Raw genomic sequence first — 19,070 nt, 5'->3', positions numbered from 1 at the left:
GCGCGGTCAGAGCCGCTCGATGATGGTGACGTTCGCCTGGCCGCCGCCCTCGCACATGGTCTGGAGGCCGAACCGGCCGCCGGTGCGCTCCAGTTCGTGCAGCAGGGTCGTCATCAGCTTCACTCCGGTAGCGCCCAGCGGATGCCCGAGCGCGATCGCGCCGCCGTTGACGTTGACCTTCTCCGGATCCGCGCCCGTCTCCTTGAGCCAGGCCAGCACCACCGGCGCGAAGGCCTCGTTGATCTCGACCAGGTCGATGTCGCCGATGGACATGCCGGCCTTCTTCAGGGCGTACGCCGTGGCCGGGATGGGCGCCGAGAGCATGCGGATGGGGTCCTCGCCGCGTACGGAGAGGTGGTGCACGCGCGCGCGTGGCGTCAGTCCGTGTTCCCGTACCGCCCGCTCGGAGGCGAGCAGCATCGCGGCGGCGCCGTCGGAGACCTGGGAGGAGCAGGCGGCGGTGACGGTGCCGCCGGGCACGACCGGGTCCAGGCCGGCCATCTTCTCCAGCGAGGTGTCCCGGCGCGGGCCCTCGTCGACGGTCACGTCGCCGTACGCCACGGTCTCGCGCGTGAAGCGGCCCTCGTCGACGGCGGCGACGGCCCGCTGGTGCGAGCGGAGGGCGAACTCCTCCTGGTCGCGGCGGCTGATGCCCCACTTCGCGGCGATCAGTTCGGCGCCGTGGAACTGGTTGACGGGCTTCTCGCCGTAGCGCGCCCGCCAGCCCTCGCTGCCCGCGAAGGGTCCCTCGGTCAAGCCGAGCGGTTCTGCGGCCTGCCGGGAGGCGAAGGCGATGGGTATCAGCGACATGTTCTGCACCCCGCCGGCCACCACGAGGTCCTGCGTGCCGGACAGCACGCCCTGGGCGGCGAAGTGCACGGCCTGCTGCGAGGACCCGCACTGCCGGTCGACGGTCGTCCCCGGCACCTCCTCGGGCAGCCCGGCCGCCAGCCAGCTGGTGCGCGCGATGTCCCCGGCCTGCGGCCCCACGGTGTCCAGGCAGCCGAAGACGACATCCTCGACGGCGGCCGCGTCCACCCCGGACCGCTCGACCAGGGCCCTGAGCACATGTGCGCCGAGGTCGGCGGGATGCACCCCGGCGAGCCCTCCCCTGCGCCGCCCCACAGGCGTGCGGACCGCTTCGACGATGTAGGCCTCCGCCATGTCGACTCCCTTGTTGAAGCGGGCCCTTCAGAGCCCGCGCCTATTCGCGTACGGCGATCCCGTCCAGCACCATCGACAGGTACTGGCGGGCGATCTCCTCCGGGCTGTGCTGCCCGCCGGGCCGGTACCAGGACGCGGCGACCCAGACGGTGTCGCGCACGAACCGGTAGGTGAGCCGGATGTCGAGGTCGGCCCGGAAGACCTCCTCGGCCACGCCACGCTCCAGCGTGGCCAGCCACGCCTTCTCGAAGTTGCGCTGGGACTCGGCGAGGAAGCCGAAGCGCTCCTGGGCGGCGAGGTGCTTGGACTCCTTCTGGTAGATGGCGACGGCGGCGCGGTGCCGGTCGATCTCGCGGAAGGACTCGGTGACCAGGGCCGCGAGGGTCTCGCGGGGGCCGAGCTCGGAGCTCAGGACGGTGTCGTAGCCGTTCCAGAGCTCGTCGAGGAAGGAGCGCAGGATCTCCTCCAGCATCGACTCCTTGGAGTCGAAGTGGTAGTAGAGGCTGCCCGCGAGCATCCCGGCCTCGTCCGCGATCTTGCGTACGGTGGTGGCGTTGTAGCCCTGCTCGGCGAAGACCTCGGCGGCGGTGTCGAGGAGTTCACGGCGCCGCTCCGGGGAGGCGGTCACCTGGGGCTTCTTCTTGGTAGGCACGGCCACATTCTCGCTCCCCCGCTCAGGCGTGCTGACTGCTGACCGACACGACCTCGCCGGTCATGTAGGAGGAGTAGCCGGACGCGAGGAAGACGATGACGTTGGCCACCTCCCAGGGCTCGGCGTACCGCCCGAAGGCCTCGCGCGCGGTCAGCTCCTCCAGCAGTTCGGGCGTGGTCACCTTCACCAGGTGCGGATGCATGGCGAGGCTGGGCGACACGGCGTTGACGCGGACCCCGAACGCGGCGGCCTCCACGGCGGCACACCGGGTCAGCGCCATGACGCCGGCCTTGGCCGCGGCGTAGTGCGCCTGCCCGGCCTGGGCACGCCAGCCGACGACGGAGGCGTTGTTGACGACGACCCCGCCGCGCCCCTGCTCCTTCAGGACCCGCAGCGCGGCCCGGGTGCACCGGAACGTGCCGTTCAGCGTCACGTCCAGCACCTTCGACCACTGCCCGTCGGTCATATCGACGAGATCGGCGGTGCCGCCGAGCCCTGCGTTGTTGACGGCTATGTCGAGCCCGCCGTGCAGTCTCACCGCCTCCTCGAAGAGTGCACGGACCTGCGTCTCGTCGGTGACGTCACACAGCAGTGAGGCCACCGACGACGCGCCGAACTCCTCGGCCAGCGCCTGCTCGCTCTCCTTGAGCCGCCGCACGTGCGCGTCGCTGATCAGCACGCGCGCCCCCTCCTCCAGGAACCGGCGTGCGGTGGCCCCGCCGATCCCGGCGCCCGCGGCGGCGGTGATGACGGCGGTACGCCCCTTCAGCAGCCCATGGCCGGGTTCGTACGCCGGAGCGTCGGTCATGCCCGCACCTCCTCGACGTCGCTCACGGACCTACGCTAACCTACCAAACACTTGTTAGGGAAGGATGCCGCCGATGACCATCGATCTCGAGAAGGCGGGGGCGATCTGATGGACCTCGACTTCACGCCCGAGCAGGACGCGTTCCGCGCCGAGGCCCGCACCTGGCTGCACGCGCACGTGCCGTCCGCCCCGCTCCCCTCCCTCGAAACCGAGGAGGGCTTCGCGGTCCACCGCGCCTGGGAGAGCGAACTGGCCGCGGACCGCTGGTCGGTGGTGTCCTGGCCCTCGGCGTACGGCGGCAGGGACGCGGACATCGTGCGGTGGCTGGTCTTCGAGGAGGAGTACTACGCGGCGGGCGCCCCGGGCCGGGTCAGCCAGAACGGCATCAGCCTCCTCGCCCCGACCCTCTTCGACCACGGCACCGAGGAGCAACGCGCGCGCGTGCTGCCGTCGATGGCCACCGGCGAGGTGATCTGGGCGCAGGCCTGGTCGGAGCCGGAGGCCGGATCCGACCTGGCGTCCCTCAGGTCCAGGGCCGTGCGCACCAACGGCGGCTGGCTGCTCAGCGGCCAGAAGACCTGGTCCTCGCGCGCGGCTTTCGCGGACCGCGCGTTCGGCCTGTTCCGCAGCGAACCGGACACCCCGAAGCCCCACCAGGGCCTGACCTACCTGATGTTCGACCTGCGCGCCCCTGGGGTCACGGTCCGCCCGATCGGCCGCCTCGACGGCAAGCCGGCCTTCGCGGAGCTGTTCCTGGACGAGGTGTTCGTGCCGGACGAGGACGTGATCGGCGAGCCAGGCCAGGGCTGGCGGATCGCCATGTCGACGGCGGGCAACGAACGCGGGCTCATGCTCCGCTCCCCCGGCCGTTTCCTGGCGAGCGCCGACCGACTGCTGAAGCTCTGGCAGTCGCAGGGCGGCCCGGAACACGCGAGGAACCACGTGGCCGACGCCCTCATCGGCGCCCGCGCCTACCAGCTCTTCACCTACGCCGCCGCCTCCCGCTTCCTCCAAGGCGAGACACTCGGCCCGGAGTCCAGCCTCAACAAGGTCTTCTGGTCCGAGTACGACATCGCGCTGCACGAGACGGCCCTCGATCTCCTCGGCCCCGAGGGCGAGTTGACGCAGTCGGACTGGTCCGAGGGCTACGTCTTCTCCCTCGCCGGCCCCGTCTACGCCGGCACCAACGAGATCCAGCGCGACATCATCGCCGAGCGCCTGCTCGGCCTGCCGAAGGGACGCCGCTGATGCGCTTCCTCCTCGACACCGAGCAGCACGCGTTCGCCGACACGCTGAACGCGATGCTGACGGCCGCGGACACCCCTTCGGTGGTCCGCGACTGGAGCCGGGGCGAGCACGCGAGCGGGCGCGCACTGTGGCGCCGTATCGCCGAGGCAGGAGTGTTCGCACTGGCCGTCCCCGAGGCATACGACGGCATGGGCCCCCTCCCCGTGGAACTGACCGTCGTCTTCGTCGAGTTGGGGCGCCACGCGGTACCGGGGCCGTTGGTGGAGACGGTGGCGGCAGCGGCACTGCTCGCCGCACTGGACGACCGGGCCCCGGCCAAACGCCTGCTCCCCGCGCTGGCTTCCGGCACGTCGGTCGCGACCCTGGCGACGGGGCCGTACACGCTGGACGCGGACATGGCGGACGTACGGCTGACGCTCGCAGCGCCGGCCCAGGCACTCTCAGCCCGTCCGGCGTTTGAGGACAAGGCCCCTTCAGGGCCGAAGCAGGGGTCTGGGGGCGGCAGCCCCCAGGACGGGACGGGTAGGGGCGGCGGGGGCGCCGCATCCATCAGCGGCTCCGCCGCGGGCAACTCGGCGCCCACCGAGCTCCGCCTCGCACCCCCACCCGCCGGCCCCCCGCACCTCTCCCTCGACCCCGCCCGCCGCCTCTTCCCCACCCTCCGCGACGGCGAACTCCTCGCCACCGTCCCCCACCTCACCCCGGCCCTCACCTGGGCCCGCCTCGCCACCGCCGCCCAGGCCCTCGGCGTCGGCCTCGCCCTCCTCGACAGAACCGTCACCTACGTCAGGCAGCGCACCCAGTTCGGCGTCCCCATAGGCTCGTTCCAGGCCGTCAAGCACCAACTGGCCGACGCGAAGATCGCGTTGGAGTTCGCGCGCCCCCTGCTCTTCGGCGCCGCGCTGACGATGACCGAACAGGACGTCGCCGCCGCGAAGGTCACCGCCTGCGAGGCGGCGTACGCCACCGCCCGCACCGCGCTCCAACTGCACGGCGCGATCGGCTACACGGCGGAGTACGACCTGTCGCTGTGGCTGACCAAGGCCCGCGCCCTGCGCACCGCCTGGGGCACCCCGGACGAGTGCCGGGCGGCCGTCCTCAGTGATGGTCGCCGCTGGTGACCTGCCGGTACTCCTCCACCGTCGGCTTCGAGATCCGTGTCTCGGGCCCGAACATCACCCGGGCCAGCCGGGCCCGCACCCGCTGGGACGCCTTGACCGGCCGCCGCACACCGTTGGCATCGACGAGCGGCCCGATCTCGTACGACGGCTCCTGCTCGTGCTGGGTGAGGACGTGCAACTGCTCCTGCGCGAGGGGTTCGTGGACCTCGACGTACTCGCCGTGCGGAAGCCGTTTGATGATGCCGGTCTCCCGGCCGTGCAGCACCTTGTCCCGGTCCCGGCGTTGGAGCCCGAGACAGACCCGTTTCGTCACGACGAAGGTCAGCACCGGCACCACGAAGACGCCGATCCGCACGAACCAGGTGATCGCGTTGATGGACAGATGCAGATGGGTGGCCACGATGTCGTTGCCGCCGCCGATCAGCAGCACCACGTACAGGCTCAGCCAGGCCACGCCCAGTCCGGTGCGCACGGGCACGTTGCGCGGCCGGTCCAGGATGTGGTGCTCGCGCTTGTCCCCGGTGATCCACGCCTCGACGAAGGGGTACACGCCGAGGGCGAGCAGGATCAGCGGGAAGAGCGAGAAGGGGATGAAGACGCCCGGTATCAGGGTGTGGCCCCAGATGTTGATCTCCCATCCCGGCATCACCCGGATCAGGCCCTCGGAGAAGCCGAGGTACCAGTCGGGTTGGGCGCCGGTGGTCACCAACTGCGGGCTGTACGGTCCGAAGGCCCACACGGGGTTGATCTGGGCGATGCCGCCCATGACCGTCAGCACGCCGAAGACGAGGAAGAAGAAGCCGCCCGCCTTCGCCATGTACACCGGCAGGAACGGCATGCCGACCACCGACTTGTTGTCGCGGCCGGGGCCCGGGTACTGCGTGTGCTTGTGGTAGAAGACCAGGATCAGATGCGCGACCACCAGCCCCAGCATGATCCCGGGCAGCAGGAGCACATGGATCGGGAAGAGCCTCGGGATGATGTCGTGGCCCGGGAACTCCCCGCCGAACAGGAAGAACGACAGGTACGTGCCGACGATCGGTACGGAAAGGATCGCGCCCTGGGCGAACCGGATGCCGGTGCCGGAGAGCAGGTCGTCGGGGAGCGAGTAGCCGGTGAGGCCGGTGAGGATGCCGAGCATCAACAGGGTCCAGCCGAACACCCAGTTGAGCTCGCGCGGCTTGCGGAAGGCGCCGGTGAAGAACACCCGCATCATGTGCACCAGCATGCCGGTGACGAAGACGAGCGCCGCCCAGTGGTGGATCTGCCGGATCAGCAGCCCGCCGCGCACATCGAAGCTGATGTCGAGCGTGGACTCGAACGCCCGGGTCATCATGACGCCGTTGAGGGGTTCGTAGGAGCCGTGGTACACGACCTCGATGCCGCTCGGCTCGAAGAACAGCGTGAGATAGACGCCGGTGAGGATCAGGATCAGGAAGCTGTAGAGGCAGATCTCGCCCAGCATGAAGGACCAGTGGTCCGGGAAGACCTTGCGCATGTTGGCCTTGGCCAGCCCGTACAGACCGAGCCGCCCATCGGCCCAGTCGGCGAGCTTCTCGCCCTTGGCAGGCTCCCCCCGACGGGCCGTGCCCGCCCTCTCGTTCACCGATCGTGCGCCGTCCATCGTCGTCGCCTCCCCGTCGGATCAACCACAGGGTGGCACGGTCGTACGGCTAAGCCAACGGGGCGAGCAGGCCGCGTGAGCGACTGCCGGGAACCCTCCGGAGTGGCGATCCGCTCCTCGATTCCCTGGAGTTGCTCCGGCAACACGGGTGTCAGGCGGGACTCGGCCTCGGCCCTCAGCCCCGCCGGGTGAGAGCGATGACGGCGGTACGGCCCTGCGCGCGCAGTACGGCGTCCTCGTCGGCCAGCAGTGCGGCGTCGTACCGCCCGAGGGTCCGCCCGGCCACTTCGGCGGTCCCCTCGACCGGGACGATCAGCACGGCCGGGCCCACCGGGACAGCGAGCGGCAGACCGGGTTGTACGACGGTGACGGTGGGCGCCGGCCCGCCACCCCTGCGCCACATCACGTTGAGGTTCACGACCGGGCCCGCGAGCAGACGGCAGTCGGTCGGCAGGTCCCCGGGGAAGCCCTGGGGCACGTACCGGGTATCGACGCGCCGGCGCTCGTCGCCCACCGTCAGGTCCATCCCCGCGCCCTCGACCAGGGTGAGGATCCGGTCCACCCCGGCGAACGCCGAGAACGGCCCGTCGGCACCGACCTCGGCGAGGCTCACCCGCCACTCGAAGTCGTCCATGGCCGCACCGGGCGGGCCCGCGACGATCTCGCGTGTCACCCCGCCCCCGTTCTTCCAGGGCACGGCAATCCGCTCGACGGCCGGCAGCAGACGTACGGTCATCGCACGATCCCCTCGGCCCGGGCGGCCACCAGCCACTTCGGGAACTCGCCGACGAGACGGTCGTACAACTCGGCGTCGGAGACCTGCCGCGGATCCGAACCGGCATGGAAGAACCCGGCGTTGTCGACGACCCGCTTGTCCGGCACGGACAGCTCGTCGAGCTTGCGCAGGTAGTCGAACTGCTTGCTGGTCGCGTCCCCGAACCCGATGAACTGCCAGAACAGCGGCAGCTTCGCCGCCTTGCACAGGTACCGTTCCGCGGCGAGCTTGTTGATGGGTCCGCCGTCGGTCTGGAAGACGACGAGGGCGGGTTCCCGTGAGCCGCTGTCGAGGTAGTGGTCGATGACGGCGTCCATGGCCAGGTGATAGCTGGTTCTGCCCATGTGCCCGAGCCCGGCCACGATCCGCTCGATCCGCCCCTGGTGGTCGGCCAGCGCGATCTCGGTCTCGGCGTCGACCTCGGTCGAGAAGAACACCACCGGCACGGTGCCGTCGTCGTCGAGGTGCGCGGACAGGCCGAGCACCCGGTCGGCGAGCGCCTGCACACTGCCGTCCTTGTAGTACGGCTTCATGGAGCCGGAGTAGTCCACGACGAGGTAGACAGCGACCCGCTCCCCGTCCAGTCCGTACTTCTCGAGCGTCGCCCCGGCACTCTTGTACAGACTGACCAGCGCGGGCGCGGTCTCCTCGACCTTGCTGAGACTGATCGCAGCCATCCGCTCTCCCCCTGACGCACCGGTACGGTTGCCGAGGTTACGGCACCTCGATCCCACCCATCGAACCGACGGGAGCCCAGTGAAACGCGCCGGTGTACTGCTGTTCGCGGGCGTCCCCGTGCTCCTCGCGGCGGGGATCTACTTCCTCGCGCCCGCCGACTCCGACGAGGGCACGGCCACACCCGCCACCTCCGCATCGCAGCCGGAGCGTTCGGCGGACGACGAGGCGAACGCCGACCCGCCGCCGGGCCTGGCCGCCCCCGCGAAGAAGGAACTCGCCCAGCAGCTCGTGGCGAGCGCCGAGAACTCCACCCTGAACTGGCGCAGCGCCTACGCCTACATCGAGGACATCGGCGACGGCCAGGGCTACACGGCCGGCATCATCGGCTTCTGCACCGGCACCCACGACCTGCTGGTCCTGGTCGAGCACTACACCGAGGACCACCCCGGCAACGGCCTCGCCCGCTACCTCCCCGCCCTGCGCGAGGTCGACGGCACGGACTCCCACGAGGGCCTGGACCCGGGCTTCACCGCGGCCTGGCGGGCAGAGGCGAAACTCCCGGCCTTCCAGAAGGCCCAGGACGAGGAACGCGACCGCGTCTACTTCGACCCGGCGGTCCGCCTCGCCAAGCTCGACGGCCTCGGCGCCCTCGGCCAGTTCATCTACTACGACGCGCTGGTCTTCCACGGCCCCGGCACCGACGCGACCAGCTTCCACGCCCTGCGCGAACGCGCCCGCGAGGAAGCTGACACCCCCACCGAGGACGGCTCGGAGAAGACGTACCTGGACATCTTCCTGGACATCCGTGAGCAGGCCATGAAGACCAAGAACCCCGACATCGACACCACCCGCATCGACACCGCCCAGCGCAGGTTCCTCTACGACGGGAACCTGGACCTGAAGACGCCGCTGACGTGGCAGGTGTACGGGGAGACGTACCGGGTGCCGTGAACAGAGGACCCCGGACATGCGGCGGCGCCTGCCATCCGTCCGGTCGGGGACGAGGAAGGCAGGCGCCGTCAGTGTTCCGTACGCCTTTGTACGGGACGTTCTATGGGGTGCTTCAGACCATCAGCGAACGATCCGTCGGACGGATCGGCGCCGGCAGGTCACTCGCACCGGTCAGGAAGCGGTCGCAGCCGCGGGCGGCCGAGCGGCCCTCCGCGATCGCCCACACGATGAGCGACTGGCCACGGCCCGCGTCACCGGCGACGTACACGCCCGGCACGTTGGTCTGGAAGTCGGCGTCGCGGGCGATGTTGCCGCGCTCGTCGAGCTCCAGGCCGAACTGCTCGACCAGGCCGTTCTCGCGGTCGGTGCCCGTGAAGCCCATGGCGAGGGTGACCAGCTGGGCGGGGATCGTGCGCTCCGTGCCCGGCTTCGGCGTCAGCCTGCCCTCGATGAACTCGACCTCGGTGAGGTGCAGCCACTGGACGTTGCCGTCCTCGTCGCCCTCGAAGTGGGTGGTGGAGACGGAGTAGACCCGCTCGCCGCCCTCCTCGTGCGCGGAGGTGACCTTGTAGAGCATCGGGAAGGTCGGCCACGGCTGGCCGGCGTTCCGGTCCTCGCCCGGGCGGGGCATGATCTCCAGCTGTGTGACGGAGGCGGCGCCCTGACGGTGGGCGGTGCCCACGCAGTCGGCGCCGGTGTCGCCACCGCCGATGACCACGACGTGCTTGCCCTCGGCGGTGATGGGGGGCGCCACGAAGTCGCCCTCCTGCACCTTGTTGGCCAGGGGCAGGTACTCCATGGCCTGGTGGATGCCGGTCAACTCCCGCCCGGGGACGGGGAGATCACGAGCGGTCGTCGCGCCGGCGGCGATGACGACCGCGTCGTAGCGCTTCTTCAGGTCGGTCGCCTTGAGGTCGCGGCCGATCTCGATGCCGGTACGGAAGCGGGTGCCCTCCGCGCGCATCTGCTCGATGCGGCGGTTGATGTGCCGCTTCTCCATCTTGAACTCGGGGATGCCGTACCGGAGGAGGCCTCCGATGCGGTCCGCGCGCTCGTAGACGGCGACGGTGTGGCCGGCCCGGGTCAGCTGCTGGGCGGCGGCCAGACCAGCCGGACCCGACCCGATGACCGCGACGGTCTTGCCGGACAGGCGCTCGGGGATCTGCGGAGCGACGTCACCGCTGTCCCACGCCTTGTCGATGATCGAGACCTCGACGTTCTTGATGGTCACGGCCGGCTGGTTGATACCGAGCACACACGCCGACTCGCAGGGAGCGGGGCACAACCGGCCCGTGAACTCCGGGAAGTTGTTCGTGGCGTGCAGACGCTCCGACGCGGCGGACCAGTCCTCGCGGTAGGCGAAGTCGTTCCACTCGGGGATCAGATTCCCCAGCGGACAGCCGTTGTGACAGAACGGGATGCCGCAGTCCATGCAGCGGCTGGCCTGCTTGCTGATGATCGGCAGCAGGGAGCCGGGGACGTAGACCTCGTTCCAGTCCTTCAGACGTACGTCGACGGGGCGGGACTTGGCGACCTCACGGCCGTGGTTCAGGAAGCCCTTCGGGTCAGCCATTGATCGCCGCCTCCATCATCTTCTCGGTGATCTCGGTCTCCGTGAGACCGGCCTGCTCGGCGGCGGCCTTGGCGGCGAGCACTGACTTGTACGTGCTGGGGATGATCTTGCTGAAGCGCTCCACGGACACGTCCCAGTTGGCGAGCAGCTTCTCGGCGACCGTCGAGGCGGTCTCCTCGGCGTGGCGGCGCACCACGTCGTGCAGCCACTGCTTGTCGGCGTCGTCCAGCGCCTCTACGGCGTTCACGTTGCCGACGTTGACGTTGTCCCGGTCGAGGTCGATGACGTACGCGATACCACCGGACATGCCGGCCGCGAAGTTACGGCCCGTCTCGCCGAGGACCACCGCGTGACCGCCGGTCATGTACTCGCAGCCGTGGTCGCCCACGCCCTCCGAGACCACGAGGGCACCGGAGTTGCGGACGCAGAACCGCTCGCCGGTCCGGCCCCGCAGGAACAGCTCGCCGCCGGTCGCGCCGTAGGCGATGGTGTTGCCCGCGATCGTGGAGAACTCGGCGAGGTGGTCGGCGCCCCGGTCCGGGCGGACGACGACACGGCCACCGGAGAGGCCCTTGCCGACGTAGTCGTTGGCGTCGCCCTCCAGGCGCAGCGTGACACCGCGCGGGAGGAAGGCGCCGAAGGACTGGCCCGCCGAGCCGGTGAAGGTGATGTCGATGGTGTCGTCGGGCAGGCCCGCGCCACCGAACTTCTTCGTCACCTCGTGGCCGAGCATGGTGCCGACCGTGCGGTTGATGTTGCGGATGGCGACCTGGGCCCGCACCGGCTGGGCGTCGGTCGCGGAGTCCGCGGCCAGGGCGTCGGAGGCGAGCTTGATGAGCTCGTTGTCGAGCGCCTTCTCCAGGCCGTGGTCCTGCTCGATGACCTGGTGGAGCGGGGTGCCCTCGGGCAGCTCGGGCACGTGGAACAGCGGGGCCAGGTTGAGGCCCTGCGCCTTCCAGTGGTCGACGGCACGCGCGACGTCGAGCGTCCCGGCGTGACCGACGGCCTCCTCGATGGAGCGGAAGCCCAGCTCGGCGAGGATCTCGCGGACCTCCTCGGCGATGAACTTGAAGAAGTTCACGACGTACTCGGCCTTGCCGGTGAACCGGTCCCTGAGGGTCGGGTTCTGGGTGGCGATGCCGACCGGGCAGGTGTCCAGGTGGCAGACGCGCATCATGACGCAGCCGGAGACGACGAGCGGCGCGGTCGCGAAACCGAACTCCTCGGCGCCGAGCAGCGCGGCGATGACGACGTCACGGCCGGTCTTCAGCTGGCCGTCGGTCTGGACGACGATGCGGTCGCGCAGGCCGTTGAGCAGCAGGGTCTGCTGGGTCTCGGCGAGGCCCAGCTCCCAGGGGCCACCGGCGTGCTTGAGCGACGTCAGCGGCGACGCACCCGTTCCACCGTCGTGACCGGAGATGAGGACGACGTCCGCGTGGGCCTTGGAGACACCCGCGGCGACGGTACCGACGCCGACCTCCGACACCAGCTTCACGTGAATCCGCGCCTGCGGGTTCGCGTTCTTCAGGTCGTGGATCAGCTGGGCCAGGTCCTCGATGGAGTAGATGTCGTGGTGCGGCGGCGGGGAGATCAGACCGACACCCGGGGTGGAGTGACGGGTCTTGGCGACCCACGGGTAGACCTTGTGGCCGGGCAGCTGGCCGCCCTCGCCGGGCTTGGCGCCCTGGGCCATCTTGATCTGGATGTCGTCCGCGTTGACCAGGTACTCGGAGGTCACACCGAAGCGGCCGGAGGCAACCTGCTTGATGCTGGACCGGCGCGCCGGGTCGTACAGACGGTCCGCGTCCTCGCCGCCCTCACCGGTGTTGGACTTGGCGCCCAGCTGGTTCATGGCGATGGCGAGAGTCTCGTGCGCCTCCAGGGAGATGGAGCCGTACGACATGGCGCCGGTGGAGAAGCGCTTGACGATCTCGGAGACCGGCTCGACCTCGTCGATGGAGATCGAGGGGCGGTCGGACTTGAAGCCGAAGAGTCCGCGGAGCGTCATCAGGCGCTCGGACTGCTCGTTCACCCGGTCCGTGTACTTCTTGAAGATGTCGTAGCGGTTGGCACGCGTCGAGTGCTGGAGGCGGAAGACCGTCTCCGGGTCGAACAGGTGCGGCTCGCCCTCACGGCGCCACTGGTACTCGCCGCCTATCTCGAGCGCGCGGTGCGCCGGAGCGATGCCGCTCGCCGGGTACGCCTTCGCGTGCCGGGCGGCGACCTCCTTGGCGATGACGTCGATGCCGACGCCGCCGATCTTGGTGGCCGTGCCGCTGAAGTACTTGACGACGAACTGCTCGTCCAGGCCCACCGCTTCGAAGACCTGGGCGCCGCGGTAGGAGGCGACGGTCGAGATGCCCATCTTGGACATGACCTTCAGGACGCCCTTGCCGAGGGCGTAGATCAGGTTGCGGATGGCCTGCTCGGCCTCTATGTCCGACAGGAAGGTGCCGGCGCGGACGAGGTCCTCGACGGACTCCATCGCCAGGTACGGGTTCACGGCCGCGGCGCCGAAGCCGATCAGCAGGGCGACGTGGTGGACCTCGCGGACGTCACCGGCCTCGACCAGCAGGCCCACCTGGGTGCGCTGCTTGGTGCGGATGAGGTGGTGGTGGACGGCCGCGGTGAGCAGCAGCGACGGGATCGGCGCGTGCTCGGCGTCGGAGTGACGGTCCGACAGGACGATCAGGCGGGCGCCGTTCTCGATGGCGGCGTCGGCCTCCGCGCAGATCTCCTCGATGCGCGCGGCGAGGGAGTCGCCGCCGCCGGAGACCCGGTACAGGCCGGACAGGGTCGCGGCCTTGAAGCCCGGCATGTCGCCGTCGGCGTTGATGTGGATGAGCTTGGCCAGCTCGTCGTTGTCGATCACCGGGAAGGGCAGGGTGACCGAGCGGCACGAGGCGGCGGTCGGCTCGAGCAGGTTGCTCGCGGGGCCCAGCGACGAGCGCAGACTCGTGACCAGCTCTTCCCGGATCGCGTCCAGCGGCGGGTTGGTGACCTGCGCGAACAGCTGGGTGAAGTAGTCGAAGAGCAGACGCGGACGCTCGCTCAGCGCGGCGATCGGCGAGTCCGTACCCATCGAACCGAGCGGCTCACCGCCCGTCTTGGCCATCGGCGCCAGGATGACGCGCAGCTCCTCCTCGGTGTAACCGAAGGTCTGCTGGCGGCGGGTGACCGAGGCGTGCGTGTGCACGATGTGCTCGCGCTCGGGCAGGTCGGAGAGCTCGATCTCGCCGGCCTCGAGCCACTCGGCGTACGGCTTCTCGGCGGCGAGGCCGGCCTTGATCTCGTCGTCCTCGATGATGCGGTGCTCGACGGTGTCGACGAGGAACATCCGGCCGGGCTGCAGCCGGCCCTTGCGGACCACCTTCGCGGGGTCGATGTCGAGGACGCCGACCTCGGAGCCGAGGACGACCAGGCCCTCGTCGGTGACCCAGTAGCGGCCGGGGCGAAGGCCGTTGCGGTCGAGGACCGCGCCGACCTGCTTGCCGTCGGTGAAGGTGACACAGGCCGGGCCGTCCCAGGGCTCCATCATCGTGGAGTGGAACTCGTAGAAGGCGCGCCGGGCCGGCTCCATGGAGTCGTGGTTCTCCCACGCCTCCGGGATCATCATCAGCACGGAGTGCGGCAGCGAACGCCCGCCCAGGTGCAGGAGTTCGAGCACCTCGTCGAAGGACGCCGAGTCGGAGGCGTCCGGCGTACAGATGGGGAAGACCCGCTCCAGGCCCTTGTCCCCGAACAGGTCGGAGACGAGCTGGGACTCGCGGGCGACCATCCAGTTGCGGTTGCCCTTGACGGTGTTGATCTCACCGTTGTGCGCGACGAAGCGGTACGGGTGCGCGAGCGGCCACGACGGGAAGGTGTTGGTGGAGAACCGGGAGTGCACGAGCGCGATCGCTGAGGCGAAGCGGCGGTCGGACAGGTCCGGGAAGAAGGGCTCCAGCTGGCCGGTGGTCAGCATGCCCTTGTAGACGATCGTCCGCGCGGACAGCGACGGGAAGTAGGTGTCGACCTCGCGCTCGGCGCGCTTGCGCAGCACGAACGCCTTGCGGTCGAGCTCGATGTCGGCCGAAACACCGTCGGTCACGAAGATCTGCCGGAAGGCCGGCATCGTCGAACGGGCGGTGGCGCCGAGCAGTTCGGGCGCGACCGGCACCTCACGCCAGCCGAGGACGGTGAGGCCCTCGTCGGCGGCGATCGTCTCGATCTGTGAGACGGCCTCGTCGATTCCGTCCTCGGGCAGGAAGGCCGTACCAACGGCGTACGCACCGGCCGCGGGCAGCTCGAATCCGGCCACCTCACGGAAGAAGGCGTCCGGCACCTGGGACAGGATGCCCGCGCCGTCACCCGAGTCGGGCTCGGAGCCGGTGGCACCGCGGTGCTCCAGGTTGCGCAGAACCGTGAGCGCCTGCTCGACCAGCGCATGGCTCGCCTCGCCGGTGAGGGTGGCCACGAAGCCGACGCCACAGGCGTCGCGCTCGTTGCGGGGGTCGTACATACCCTGCGCAGCAGGGCGAGCATCCATGAAGGACCACTTCTGGCCATTCGTGGAGTGCTGGGACGGCTGGCGCGGCGTACGCATCGGCTCTCCCGTCGTCGTCATGTGGCATATGCAGATTGCCGAGGGACGACGTTGGCCCTCTGCGTGAGTGCAAAATTTCGTGCAGGTTACATGATGGGGCGGATCTCGGGAACCGGATACACCGTTCCAACATGCGGACGCCATGCGGTGGCGACAGGGGTATCGCACACATGGCTCGAAGTATGTGGGGACCGAACGGGACAGATCGGTGTCCGTCGGTCCAGGCGCGAGGAAGGCGTCGTCGCCGACCCCGCGAGTGCGCCGCAGGCGTCATTGCCCACAGCGCTTACGGCTCATGCCCGGTGGTTAACCATTCGAAACCAGCGAGTAACGGCTACTTATGCGGCCCAACGCATAACTTGCAGCCGACCTATCCTACGGCGATTCCGAACAGGCTGCCCAGGGCGTACGTCACACCGGCCGCGGCACCACCAAGAGCGAGCTGCCGGAGACCGCTGAACCACCAGCTCCGTGCCGTCACCTTGGCCACGACCGCGCCACACGCGAACAGCCCGAACAGCGCGAGCAGCACGGCGGGCCACAGCGCGGTGGCACCGAGCAGATAGGGCAGCAGCGGCAGCAGGGCACCCAGCGCAAAGGAACCGAAGGAAGAAACGGCGGCGACCAGCGGCGAGGGCAGATCACCGGGGTCGATGCCCAGTTCCTCGCGTGCGTGTATCTCCAGGGCCTGCTCGGGATCGCGGGACAGCTGCCGGGCGACTTCACGGGCGAGGGCGGGCTCGACGCCCCGCCCCGCATACAGCGCCGCGAGCTCGGCCTCCTCGTCCTTGGGATGCTTTCTGAGCTCCCGCCGCTCGACATCCAGCTCGGCCTCGACGAGCTCACGCTGCGAGGCCACGGAGGTGTACTCGCCGGCGGCCATGGAGAAGGCGCCGGCGGCGAGCCCCGCGAGCCCGGTGATGACGATGGTCTGCTGACCCACCGAACCGCCCGCGACACCGGTCATCAGAGCGAGGTTGGAGACCAGTCCGTCCATCGCGCCGAAGACGGCGGGGCGCAGCCAGCCGCCGTTCACATCCCGGTGTGTGTGGTTGTCGCGATGCGCCTCGTGCAGTGGCGCCTCGATGTCGATGATGGCCATGCGGGATCCCCCAGGAAGCTGAGCCAAAGCTAACTTTGGACTGGTTCTACTCTTTGACAACACCGACACTAGGCCACAACATTCCCGTCCGCCACCAAGGAAAGGCTGCGCTAACCTGCGGCTTTACCCTCGAATGCGCATCCGATCAAAGGCCCGCTCAGATGTCGACCGGGTGATGCTGAGGCCCCTGAGGCTCTGGGGAACCACTCCGGTGGGACACATCCGCAAAGGACTCCGCGCCCTGTGCGGACGTGTCCCCCGGTTGAGAGGCCGCGTATGGCATCGATCGCCTGCATTCCCTCGGTCCCGGCGCCCCAGAACGCCGCCGAACTCCGCGAGCGGGCCCGCGGCGCCCTGCTCGGTCTGGCCGTCGGAGACGCCCTCGGAGCTCCCGCCGAGAACATGAAGCCCTCCGAGATCCGCGCCCGCTGGGGCCGTATCACGGGCTACGTCACCGACACTCCCGCCGGCACGGACGACACGGAGTACGCGATCTTCTCGGGGCTGTTGCTGGCCCGGCACGGCTCGGCCCTCACCCCGTCCCATGTGGAGGCGGCCTGGCACCAGTGGATCGCGGACCGCGACGAGGGCCCGTTCCGGGGCGCCGGCTTCAGCGAGCGAGGCACGCTGGAGAATCTCCGCCGAGGTCTGGCGGCCCCGATCTCGGCCCAACACCGCCACGCGTGGAGCGACGGCCTGGCCATGCGGGCGGCCCCCTTCGGCGTCTTCGCTGCGGGCCGCCCGGCGGAGGCGGCGAGGCTGGTGGCGATCGACGGCTCGGTGAGCCACGACGGCGAGGGCATCTACGGCGGCCAGGCGGTGGCGGCGGGGGTTGCGGCAGCAATGGCGGGCGCCCCGACGATCGCGGTGGTGGCGTCGGCCCTGGCAGTGGTCCCGGACGACTCGTGGACGGCTCGCTCACTACGCCGCGCGGTGGCGGTGGCCCACCGAGGCGAACGAGCGGTCCGCTCGGCGGTCGTCATCGGCGGCTATCCATGGACCGACCTCGCCCCCGAGGCGGTCGCCCTCGCCTTCGGCGCGTACGCGGCGGCCGACGGCGACTTCGTCCAGGTGGTACTGACCGCCGTCAACATGGGCCGCGACGCCGACACGACGGCCGCGGTGGCCGGCGCGTTGGCAGGTGCGACGCGGGGTGCGTCGTCCATCCCCGCGGACTGGGCGGCGGCGATCGGCCCGGCCCGGGGCAGCTGCCTGCCGTCGATGGAGGGCCACCACGTCCTGGACGTCGCGGAACTACTGACGCCCGGGGAGGACGGGAAGTGGGGGACGGGCGGATTCGTACGGAGTGAACCTCCCGCGGTCCGCAAGGAATGGCCGTCACCGGACCCGACAGCATTCACGCTGGCGGCGGACGAGGAACCGGGGACGGACCGATGAGACCGCCGGTCCCATGGGACGAGGGGTCAGCGACCGGAACGGACCCGGCGGCAGCCGAAGGCGAACCCGAGCCCCACCGACCCACTCCCGCAGCCGCCACCGACGAACACACCCCACAGGGGCCACCCGCAGCCGCCGACGACGAGACCACCCCACAAGGGCCACCCGCACCCGACAACGAAAGTCGCACGGGTGGTGCGGGTGGGAACAAAAAGGCCGAAGGCGAAGCCGAGGCCCACCGAAACGGTCCCACAGCCGCCGACGTCGAGGCCAAGGTACGCCGAATCGAAGGCCTACTGCTCGGCCTGGCCGCAGGCGACGCCGCCGGATGGCCCGCCGCCCGCCACCGAGCCACCCGCATGCCCGAGTGGACCCGCCGCCTCACCCGAGAACTCGACACCTTCGCCGAACAGAACGCCACAACCACCCTCCCCGTCCCCATCGCCCTGAACCAACCCCCCGAACCCCTCCGCCTCGGCCCCTCCGACGACGCGGAATGGGCGACCTTCGCCGCAGAAGCCCTCCTCCGCGCAGGCGACGACACCGCCCTCGGCGACCTGAGCCGAGAACGCCGTACCAGAGCCGCGATCGACCTCACCTGGAACGCCCTCGCCAGCGAAGTCGCCGCCGCAGCAGACCGCGCCCCGGAAATCGAGTCCGCCGTACTCCCCCTACGCGCCCGCATCTCCGTCCGCGCGGGCCTCGGCAACCTCGCCACCGGCCTCCGCCCACCCGCCACCGGCCACGACAACCCCCACTACTTCGACGACGCGGCCTGCGTACGCGCCTGCGTCCTGGCCGCAGCCCACCCAGGAAACCCCCAACTCGCCGCGGACCTCGCCGAGTTCGACGCCCGCTACACCCAGGACGGCGACGGAGTGCACGGCGCGAGAGCGATGGCGGCGGCCCTGTCACTGGCCCTGACCGGCAACGACGTGACCACCTGCGTGGAAGCCGCCCTCGCCGAACTCCCCGAGGAAACGGAGATCGGCCGCAACACCCGCCACGCCCTGAAGTTGGCCCACGACGCCGAGAACGCCTTCACCCTGATCCCCCTCCTGGAACACCAGATCGTCGACCACGTCTACAGCTACGGCATCGCGGCCGCCGAAACGGTCCCGGTGGCCCTTGCCCTGGCCACAGCGGCGGACGGCCGTATCGCCGAAGCGGTGCCGGCCGCAGCGTGCCTGTCCCGAGTGGCGGACTCGGCCCCCGCCCTGGCCGGCGCCCTGTGCGGAGCACTCGGCGGCGGCGCGTCGGTCCCCGCCTCCTGGCGCGACGCCTGCCGCACCCTCTCCGGCTGCGCACTGCCCCGCCTCACCGGCACGGACCTGGTGGAACTCGCCGAACTCCTCGAAGCCACACAACCGCCCCCACCAGGGGGATGATTC

The 19,070-nt window shown here is 70.1% G+C and carries 14 protein-coding genes; 5 read left to right on the top strand and 9 right to left on the bottom strand.

The window, feature by feature from the left end; genetic code table 11:
• Positions 1 to 6 precede the first annotated feature (6 nt).
• From IG08_RS0104445 to IG08_RS0104435, 3 genes are read right to left on the bottom strand one after another with little or no spacing between them, the layout of a single operon-like run.
• Positions 7 to 1,164, bottom strand: a complete 1,158-nt coding sequence (locus IG08_RS0104445) for an acetyl-CoA C-acetyltransferase (RefSeq protein WP_030596505.1) — start codon at positions 1,162 to 1,164, stop codon at positions 7 to 9.
• A gap of 40 nt (positions 1,165 to 1,204) precedes the next feature.
• On the bottom strand, positions 1,205 to 1,816 hold the full coding sequence (locus tag IG08_RS0104440) for a TetR/AcrR family transcriptional regulator (RefSeq protein WP_030596503.1): 612 nt from the start codon (positions 1,814 to 1,816) through the stop codon (positions 1,205 to 1,207).
• 22 nt (positions 1,817 to 1,838) lie between these two features.
• Entirely contained in the window at positions 1,839 to 2,624 is a 786-nt protein-coding gene (locus IG08_RS0104435; protein WP_030596501.1) for an SDR family oxidoreductase, read from the bottom strand.
• Positions 2,625 to 2,732: 108 nt separating this feature from the next.
• Here IG08_RS0104435 and IG08_RS0104430 point away from each other — a divergent pair, with 108 nt between their 5' ends.
• Positions 2,733 to 3,872, top strand: coding sequence for an acyl-CoA dehydrogenase family protein (locus IG08_RS0104430; RefSeq protein WP_030596499.1), 1,140 nt, complete (start codon positions 2,733 to 2,735; stop codon positions 3,870 to 3,872).
• On the top strand, positions 3,872 to 4,993 hold the full coding sequence (locus IG08_RS0104425) for an acyl-CoA dehydrogenase family protein (RefSeq protein ID WP_030596497.1): 1,122 nt from the start codon (positions 3,872 to 3,874) through the stop codon (positions 4,991 to 4,993). The genes IG08_RS0104430 and IG08_RS0104425 overlap by 1 nt, the downstream gene beginning before the upstream one ends.
• On the opposite strand, the gene qcrB is transcribed toward IG08_RS0104425, so the two are convergent.
• From qcrB to IG08_RS0104410, 3 genes are all read right to left on the bottom strand, one after another.
• Positions 4,971 to 6,617, bottom strand: a complete 1,647-nt coding sequence (qcrB, locus tag IG08_RS0104420) for a cytochrome bc1 complex cytochrome b subunit (protein WP_030596495.1) — start codon at positions 6,615 to 6,617, stop codon at positions 4,971 to 4,973. The genes IG08_RS0104425 and qcrB overlap by 23 nt on opposite strands.
• A gap of 175 nt (positions 6,618 to 6,792) precedes the next feature.
• Entirely contained in the window at positions 6,793 to 7,353 is a 561-nt protein-coding gene (locus IG08_RS0104415; RefSeq protein WP_030596493.1) for a HutD/Ves family protein, read from the bottom strand.
• On the bottom strand, positions 7,350 to 8,069 hold the full coding sequence (locus IG08_RS0104410; RefSeq protein WP_030596492.1) for a vWA domain-containing protein: 720 nt from the start codon (positions 8,067 to 8,069) through the stop codon (positions 7,350 to 7,352). Before IG08_RS0104410 ends, IG08_RS0104415 begins: the two co-directional genes overlap by 4 nt.
• Before the next feature lie 79 nt (positions 8,070 to 8,148).
• Here IG08_RS0104410 and IG08_RS0104405 point away from each other — a divergent pair, with 79 nt between their 5' ends.
• Positions 8,149 to 9,021, top strand: coding sequence for a chitosanase (locus tag IG08_RS0104405; protein WP_030596490.1), 873 nt, complete (start codon positions 8,149 to 8,151; stop codon positions 9,019 to 9,021).
• A gap of 112 nt (positions 9,022 to 9,133) precedes the next feature.
• Here IG08_RS0104405 and IG08_RS0104400 read toward each other — a convergent pair whose 3' ends face one another.
• From IG08_RS0104400 to IG08_RS0104390, 3 genes are all read right to left on the bottom strand, one after another.
• Positions 9,134 to 10,594 carry a glutamate synthase subunit beta gene (locus IG08_RS0104400; protein ID WP_030596488.1) on the bottom strand — a complete coding sequence of 487 codons (1,461 nt, stop codon included), beginning with the start codon at positions 10,592 to 10,594 and terminating at the stop codon, positions 9,134 to 9,136.
• Complete coding sequence (gltB, locus tag IG08_RS0104395) at positions 10,587 to 15,179, bottom strand: glutamate synthase large subunit (RefSeq protein WP_030596486.1); 4,593 nt, start codon at positions 15,177 to 15,179, stop codon at positions 10,587 to 10,589. The genes IG08_RS0104400 and gltB overlap by 8 nt, the downstream gene beginning before the upstream one ends.
• Positions 15,180 to 15,549: 370 nt before the next feature.
• The gene (locus tag IG08_RS0104390) at positions 15,550 to 16,281 is read right to left on the bottom strand and encodes a VIT1/CCC1 transporter family protein (protein WP_030596484.1); all 732 of its coding nucleotides are present in this window, start codon (positions 16,279 to 16,281) and stop codon (positions 15,550 to 15,552) included.
• Between the two features lie 276 nt (positions 16,282 to 16,557).
• Between IG08_RS0104390 and IG08_RS0104385 the strand changes: the two genes are divergently transcribed.
• Together IG08_RS0104385 and IG08_RS0104380 are read left to right on the top strand one after the other, a co-directional pair.
• The gene (locus IG08_RS0104385) at positions 16,558 to 17,679 is read left to right on the top strand and encodes an ADP-ribosylglycohydrolase family protein (RefSeq protein WP_030596483.1); all 1,122 of its coding nucleotides are present in this window, start codon (positions 16,558 to 16,560) and stop codon (positions 17,677 to 17,679) included.
• On the top strand, positions 17,676 to 19,067 hold the full coding sequence (locus IG08_RS0104380) for an ADP-ribosylglycohydrolase family protein (RefSeq protein WP_078655442.1): 1,392 nt from the start codon (positions 17,676 to 17,678) through the stop codon (positions 19,065 to 19,067). Before IG08_RS0104385 ends, IG08_RS0104380 begins: the two co-directional genes overlap by 4 nt.
• Positions 19,068 to 19,070: the final 3 nt, after the last annotated feature.

The organism is Streptomyces fulvoviolaceus, assembly GCF_000718165.1.
Taxonomy (GTDB): Bacteria; Actinomycetota; Actinomycetes; order Streptomycetales; family Streptomycetaceae; genus Streptomyces; species Streptomyces fulvoviolaceus.
This window is presented reverse-complemented; position numbering and strand designations above follow the sequence as displayed.